The sequence below is a fragment of the Marivirga sp. genome (assembly GCF_024636815.1).
Lineage (GTDB): Bacteria > Bacteroidota > Bacteroidia > Cytophagales > Cyclobacteriaceae > Marivirga.
The window spans coordinates 1-6,999 of record NZ_JAGXGF010000210.1; the positions used below are offsets into that span (position 1 = coordinate 1).

7 protein-coding genes are annotated in these 6,999 nt (G+C 30.2%); 1 reads left to right on the forward strand and 6 read right to left on the reverse strand.

Annotated elements, in window-relative coordinates:
* Positions 1-163: 163 nt before the first annotated feature.
* The 6 genes from Q0L29_RS15175 to Q0L29_RS15200 all read right to left on the reverse strand — a co-directional run bounded on the left by Q0L29_RS15175 (position 164) and on the right by Q0L29_RS15200 (position 5,946).
* Positions 164-1,060: a hypothetical protein gene (locus Q0L29_RS15175; RefSeq protein WP_296623014.1), complete on the reverse strand. Its 897-nt coding sequence runs from the start codon at positions 1,058-1,060 to the stop codon at positions 164-166.
* Positions 1,057-2,223 carry a glycosyltransferase family 1 protein gene (locus Q0L29_RS15180; RefSeq protein ID WP_296623016.1) on the reverse strand — a complete coding sequence of 389 codons (1,167 nt, stop codon included), beginning with the start codon at positions 2,221-2,223 and terminating at the stop codon, positions 1,057-1,059. The genes Q0L29_RS15175 and Q0L29_RS15180 overlap by 4 nt, the downstream gene beginning before the upstream one ends.
* Before the next feature lie 51 nt (positions 2,224-2,274).
* Positions 2,275-3,165, reverse strand: coding sequence for a glycosyltransferase family 2 protein (locus Q0L29_RS15185; protein ID WP_296623018.1), 891 nt, complete (start codon positions 3,163-3,165; stop codon positions 2,275-2,277).
* A 6-nt stretch (positions 3,166-3,171) separates the two neighbouring features.
* Positions 3,172-4,368: a glycosyltransferase family 2 protein gene (locus Q0L29_RS15190; RefSeq protein ID WP_296623020.1), complete on the reverse strand. Its 1,197-nt coding sequence runs from the start codon at positions 4,366-4,368 to the stop codon at positions 3,172-3,174.
* Between the two features lie 65 nt (positions 4,369-4,433).
* Positions 4,434-5,558, reverse strand: a complete 1,125-nt coding sequence (locus Q0L29_RS15195; protein ID WP_296623022.1) for a sugar transferase — start codon at positions 5,556-5,558, stop codon at positions 4,434-4,436.
* 4 nt (positions 5,559-5,562) lie between these two features.
* On the reverse strand, positions 5,563-5,946 hold the full coding sequence (locus tag Q0L29_RS15200; RefSeq protein ID WP_296623024.1) for a response regulator: 384 nt from the start codon (positions 5,944-5,946) through the stop codon (positions 5,563-5,565).
* Positions 5,947-6,370: 424 nt separating this feature from the next.
* Between Q0L29_RS15200 and Q0L29_RS15205 the strand changes: the two genes are divergently transcribed.
* Entirely contained in the window at positions 6,371-6,925 is a 555-nt protein-coding gene (locus Q0L29_RS15205) for a hypothetical protein (protein ID WP_296623026.1), read from the forward strand.
* The last annotated feature ends 74 nt before the right edge of the window (positions 6,926-6,999 follow it).

A 6,999-nucleotide genomic window follows, 5' to 3' on the forward strand; every position in this document is an offset into this window, starting at 1 on the left:
TTTCCTATCCCACCTCTAAACAGCGATTTTCTTCCTAAAAATTCCTTACAATAGCCCGCTATTGCTTCAGAATTTTTAGTTGAAACTCACTATTTACAGGCGTTCTGAATCCTAAATTAGAATCGAACTCAGGTTATTAGGCGGTTCTGAAAAGTATCCCTCCTTATTGTCGAAAATTAAATCGATAAATATTTCCGCCAACAAGATTCATTTCCTTTTCATCCACTATCATTATTTCATTATCCTTCGTAAAAGCAATTCCTGCTTTATGGGTATAATGGTTAAATTTATACTCCTTAAACCTACCTTTTGAAATTTTAGAATCCTTGAAATCTGTTATGGTAATGATTCTGTTATGAAACAATAAGGCAATAGTCTGCTTATTTTTCGAAATATCAGCCCCAGTAATCCAATTATTTACCATAGCTCCTTCAAGCTTGAAAGCATCTACCTTTTTTGCAAGGTAATCGCCACTACTAATTGGTAAAGTGTAAACATTTACAATATGATCGTAAGGCTTAGTTCTGTTTTTAGTGAATAGATAAAGAGAATCATTTAAATATAAAAAAGCATCTACATCGAAATTCTTTCTATCAGAAGTAGGCGGAAAACTTTTTTGATCTTCAAAACTAAATTTTATAACTTTTGCAAGTGTTCTATTAGATGTTATGCTATCAGGATTAGGGATAATGTATATCTTTAATTCCCTTTTGTCAGATTTATTATTACCAAAAGCACCAATATATAAATTTCCATTTTCGTCCTTTGTTAAATCCTCCCAACCTCTATTCTTATTAAGTAAGTGAATGGTTTTAATTAAATTCCCGGAAGAATCGATCCCATAAAGAACTGGTATCCCACCATCATTGTGTGTCCAAAAGACTTGATTATTAAATGTCTCAAGACCGGAAGCCTCATTTATGGATTCAGGCAATTCTCCAGTTTGAACAAAACTAAATTGATTTTCAGAAATTTCTTCAAGAATCGGAGTACTGATTTCTTGTGCAAAAGCGCAGAAAAACAAACTAAACAAGATGGCTGTTAATAAAAGTGTTTTCATTTTTCGGCTACCATTTTTTGTTTCAAACACGATCTATAAGTATCGAGCCATTTTTCAGCGGTAAACTTCCAATTAAAATCTAAGCTTCTTTTAAGCCCCTTCTCAATTAATCGAGAGCGCAAATCCTCATCTGATAAAATCAGATTTATATTTACACTTATATTAGATTTATCTAAAGGATTTACCAAGACTGCTGCATCACCGGCCACCTCAGGTAGAGATGACAATGTTGAAGTCAGCACAGGAGTACCACATGCCATAGCTTCCAGTATTGGAATACCGAAACTTTCGCGCGTTGAAAGGAACAGAAACAAACTTGCTCCATTATAAATATATTTTAAATCAAAATTTGAAATATATTGTTTGGTAATGATGTATTCATCAACATCCTGAAGGTTATTCCTTTTAATTATATTTTTATAATAATCTTTTTCAATATCTACAATTACCAATGGGTGAATTTCTTCCGCCAGACTATTCCGTACATATTCTGCATATGCTATAATTGAATTCTCCGTATTCTTTCTGGGATCTTCACTTCCAAATAACATTATATATTGTTCTGGTAATTCATTTTGTTGAAGAAATTGTTGAACTATTGATTTATCCTCTATTACTTCAAAATAATCTGAACTTGCATTATAGTAAGTTTTCAATTTTGAATCCGGTATATTAAAATAGTCTGCAATTTTATCTTTTTCAAAATTAGAAACGGTCCCGATTTTCTCACATCTATGAATTATTTGAGGGACTATAAACCTTCTATATAAATTTCCAATCCTCTGGTAAAGGCTTCCACCAAGGAAATCCATTTTTTCCAAATAAATTATATCATGAAGCGTAAGTATTAAAGGAATACTTAAAGCCAATGGAGCGGTGTTCGCAGTACAGTGCAATAAGTCTAAATTATACTTATCGGCAAGCTTAGGTAAATGTACTTGTTCCCAAGTGGCGTAATTTGAGGAACTTTTTTGAATAAAATGAAAATTAGAAGGCACATCTAAAAATATGCTCGAAACTTTAGCATTTTTTGCATTACAAAATATATAATACTCATTCTCTGTATCGAGTATTTGTAATGATCTAATAAGTTCAATTGCTACAATATCAATGCCGTGTTTTTTTTCACGAAATATTCTTTGTGCTTCTATTCCAATTTTCATTTTCAATAAATCCTAAGGTTATAATTATTTAAAAGTCAATGGCTCTAACTGTTAAGTAAAATTGTATTTATTAAATAAATTCCATTTTACTCCACTTAAAAATCCTTTTAGATTCTTCCAGTCTTTTTTAAACACAAAAACCATTAGATTCTTGGGGATGCTAAACAAAATGAAAAATACAATCCAAGATATTTTTTTAAAACCGTGGGTATGTCTTCTCATAAATAGCAATCTATTTCTAGACATATAATAGGTTTTCAAAGGTGAGTTTTTCCCGATACTCATCGACTCTTTATGATAAACCGTACTATTTCCATTAAACCATATTTCAATTCCGGCCTCTTTAGCCTGGTGGCACCAGTCAATCTCTTCATAATAAAGAAAGAATTCAGAAGACATCATCCCAACAGTATTAATAAAATGCCTGGAAACCATCATGGCAGCCCCATGTATAATTTCAGTTTTATACACACTATCGAACTGACCTCTATCCTCCTCTTTATATCCTATTCTGATAATTCTTCCATTATATAAATTAACTTTTCCACTACCTGCATATTGCAATGTATTGGTATCGTAATACTTGATTTTTGGGCTTAGCATCCCACATTCGGGGTTTTTACTGAAATGCTCCACTAGAATTTCAATAGTATTTTCCTCGATCTCTGTATCATTATTTAAAAAAAACAAAAACTCCCCTTTTGCCTTTTCTATACCAAGATTATTCCCGCCTGCAAAACCTAAATTTTCTTCACTTATAATAAAATCAACCATCGGATATTTTTCAATAAGTGGATCAATCGGCTCCTTCAAAGAACCATTATCTATAATGATCAATTCATAACTTAAATAAAGCTGATTTAACACACTCTTGATAAAAGACTCCGTTAACGCAAGCTGATTAAAATGAACACTTATTATAGTAACTAATGGTTTTGGCATTTGATTTTATTTAGTTTCCCTATGGGGAGTATGAATGAATTTTTTATTTGCTCCTTTTAATTTGAAAAGCAACATAACCATTTGACCAAAAATCAAAGGGAGTCTAATAATCGACAACAACAACCTTCGATTATAATATTTCCTAGGAATTGCCAACAAAACTCCGAAGTCCAAAACTATAGCTATTAAACCCCAAATCAATCCTAAGGCAAAGTTCAATTGAAAATATAAAACCCCTATAAAGTGTGCTAAGAATAACATATTAGCTAATCCCAGATTGATTAAACGAGGTAATTGCAAGTTCCTCAAAATGATACTATTGAACAAATCAAACTTGCCAGTAAAAAAGGCCAACATCCCTTGCCAAAAGTAGCGAGCCAAATAAAAATATTGGCTTGAAATCCATCGCTTTCTCTGATTCTTAAAAACCTCAGATTCATCAACCTTTTCATCCATCACAATGGCAGAATCTGCAAAATAAACTTTGACTTTCTGACGGGTTAATCTTAATTCCAGCTCTCTATCAAACCCTCCTATAGAATTCATTTTCGAAAGTTCATTTTTCAATATCTCAAAATCAAATGACATACCCGAGCCTTTCAAAGAGGAAGAGAAGTTTAATACGGTACTTCCCTTCCCGTAAATTGAATTATTGATGCTTTCACTTAAACCATCTAAAAATGATATCGTATTATTTTCATTTTTTGCAGCTCTTTGCCCTTGAATAGCCATTTTTCCTTCAACATGCAATTCATTAACTTTATGAAGGAAATCATCCCCCATTATATTGTCAGCATCCAATATAACTCCGCAATCAAAATCATGATTATTGCCAATATATTCGAAAGCTTTATTTAATGATTTTACTTTTGTGCTTTGCTCAAAGCTGACTTCCACTACATTTAATTCCTCTATTGATTTTAAGAATTCAACAGTTTCTTTCTTTAGGGAATCAGCAATAATAAATACTTCAAATTTATCAGAAGGATAATTATGGCTTATTGCTTTCTTTGCTACAGACAATATTACTTGATCTTCTTTATACGCAGGAATAAAGACCGCAAACTTGAGCCGCTCGGAGCTTAAGCCTTTGACTTTATCTTTGTAAAATAATGATGCGAGAGCAAAAATAAATGTATAGAGACTAACATATATAAAATATGCTACCAATAGTATCTCAATAAAATAAAAGATGTATTTCAACTTTTCATATATTAAAAATCTGAATATGTATTTATTTGAAAATTGTAGTGATGAAAAATGAAACTTTAAACTTTTTCTTCTTGCAATAAAGCAGGTACAGTCTTGAATAAAAGCTTCATATCATTTTTGAAAGAGTTATTCTTAGCATAATCAAAATCTAATGAAATTCTTTCTTCTTCAGACATTTCCGCCTTACCCCTCTTGGTTACCTGCCATAGACCCGTGATACCTGCCGCTGCCCTAAACCTAAGAGCACACTGATCTTTGGTCAATTGCTGAGCTTCATATAGCGGCAGAGGCCTATTACCAACAATTGACATATCACCTTTTAATACATTGATTAATTGAGGGATTTCATCTAAGCTAGTATCTCTTAAAAACTTCCCAAATTTTGTTATCCTTGGGTCGTCTTTAATTTTGAAAAACACAGAGTTAGCCTCTGAAGAATCATCAGCATTTGAATTTGTGCCATATTGATTTAAATGAGAGAGTTTACTAAGTTCTTTATCAGCTCCATCGGCCATAGATCTAAATTTTAAAAAGTTAAAAATCTTATAGCCTACACCCGCTCTTTTAGACACATAAAATACAGGGCCTTTAGATTCTAATTTTATGATTAAGGTAATAACCAACATAATTGGACTAAATAATAAGAGCAAACTTCCTGAAACTATAACATCAAAAATCCTTTTGGTAGCTCCAATTTTATAATCTGGCATTATATTTTTTGAATTATTTTCCTCTTTAGACAGCCTCTTAAAGATTTTTAAAAATTCAATCCAATAATTCAATTTCTCTGGATTGAAATTGATAGGAAAACAATCATCACCACCTAATTTTAAAACTTTCTTTTTAGTCTCTAATTCGATTTTATCTGAAACAATAATTATCGGGATAGTTTTATTTGAATTTCGAACGGTATGGGCAATTTTGCTCAAGTTGATGAAAAAGATATGGTCAATATAATTAGTATGAAAAATAATGGCATCAGGATCCTTAGCTGAAGAAATATGTTCGATAGCTTCAATTAGTTGTTCAAAATTAATTTTCTCCACTCGGGTAAAGACACTTAATTTTGGTTCATTGAAAGCCTCATTACTTATATAAAATATTTTTTTATCAAAAGACCTCTCTTTGATTAAAGAACGATTTTCAATTTTATTATCTAAAAGTGTATTTATAGTATCCATATTATTATTGTTCAATTTCTTTAAATATTCCATCTAACATTTCATGTAATTGCTCAGGATCAAATGGTTTTTGCAAATAACCTTTAGCTCCTAATGCCAAGCATCTATTCTTAAAAGCTTCCTCTTTTCTATTGGTGATAAACACAAAAGGTATTTCGGAAAACATACCACTTTGTGAAATGCTGTTAAAAAAATCAAACCCATTCATTTTAGGGGTTTTAAAATCTGAAACTATCACTGACGGGATATTACCTTCTGAAAGCCACTTCATTCCTGCCAGACCATCATTTTTAAATATTAAATCATAGTCAGTTTTCAATAAAACATCCAACAAAAACCTCATTGGCTCATCATCCTCAACTATCAAAATCGTATGTTTTACCATCATGTGTCTTTTTAACGATTATTATACAAATAATTTCTATATAAATTTTTCAATATTATTATTCTATTAATATTTCATTGATTTATTTTAATACTAAAATTTATAATATATTCACTATACATCATAAATATTATGTCCTTATTTTTACTTTATTTTATATTAAAAATTAATAAATATTTTTAATATACTTATTATCAGTATTTTATATATTTATTAAATTTTATTTTTATTACTTTTTTCATTTTTTATTACATTATTACAATCGATTTTTACTGAATTTTTAACAGTTCGCATAGAAAAGAATAATAACAGTATTTTTGATGTAATATTTTAAAGTAAATTATATATATATTATTACGTATAAAATCACATAATTGTTCGTTAAGTAATTAATAGAAAATCAAGATTGAATCAATTAGCATTAATTATGAAAAAAATATTCTTAATAATTACACTGATATTATTGATAGGAATGGGAGTTTATGCTTTCTACGAAAAATATTATCCTAAAATAGTGGCAAAAGCAGTAATAGATGAAAAATACGCTAAGGTTCTTCCGGAAAAATATGCTAAACAACTCGCTATAATCAGTGATACTGTAAATAGTAAACTTGACGAAGTCATCTCTATCACATCTGCTGAAGGGATAGGATTCCACCAACTAGAAGCAGCTGTTTTAGAAATTCAAAGGAAAGATGTTGAATTGATTTACGAAAAATTAAAAAAAACTAAAATATTATCAGTAGAACAGGTTTTTGATACAATCTCCAATAACCTAAAATTAGAAAGTCTGGATATTAATAAATTGAAAGAACCCTTTTTATATCATGTAGAAGCAGAACATATCGAAAAAGGAATAAAATACATTGAGAAGCATGATCTGTTTAACACTCTTAATGATGAAAGCGCTAGAGAGATTGTTCTTCAAATCTTGAAACAAAAGAAATTGAAAATTGAAAAAAAGCTGAAAGAAGCTAAATGAGTTTGCTGATTTCAACCACCTCAAAAGGTGTTATCATAGTATGCATGGAAATATCATATTGATCAGCAAAGAAA

Coding starts and splice junctions, on each gene's coding strand:
- Q0L29_RS15195 (WP_296623022.1), bottom strand. CDS start 5,558: ATGGATACTATAAATACACTTTTAGATAATAAAATTGAAAATCGTTCT.
- Q0L29_RS15175 (WP_296623014.1), bottom strand. CDS start 1,060: ATGAAAACACTTTTATTAACAGCCATCTTGTTTAGTTTGTTTTTCTGC.
- Q0L29_RS15205 (WP_296623026.1), top strand. CDS start 6,371: ATGAAAAAAATATTCTTAATAATTACACTGATATTATTGATAGGAATG.
- Q0L29_RS15180 (WP_296623016.1), bottom strand. CDS start 2,223: ATGAAAATTGGAATAGAAGCACAAAGAATATTTCGTGAAAAAAAACAC.
- Q0L29_RS15185 (WP_296623018.1), bottom strand. CDS start 3,165: ATGCCAAAACCATTAGTTACTATAATAAGTGTTCATTTTAATCAGCTT.
- Q0L29_RS15200 (WP_296623024.1), bottom strand. CDS start 5,946: ATGATGGTAAAACATACGATTTTGATAGTTGAGGATGATGAGCCAATG.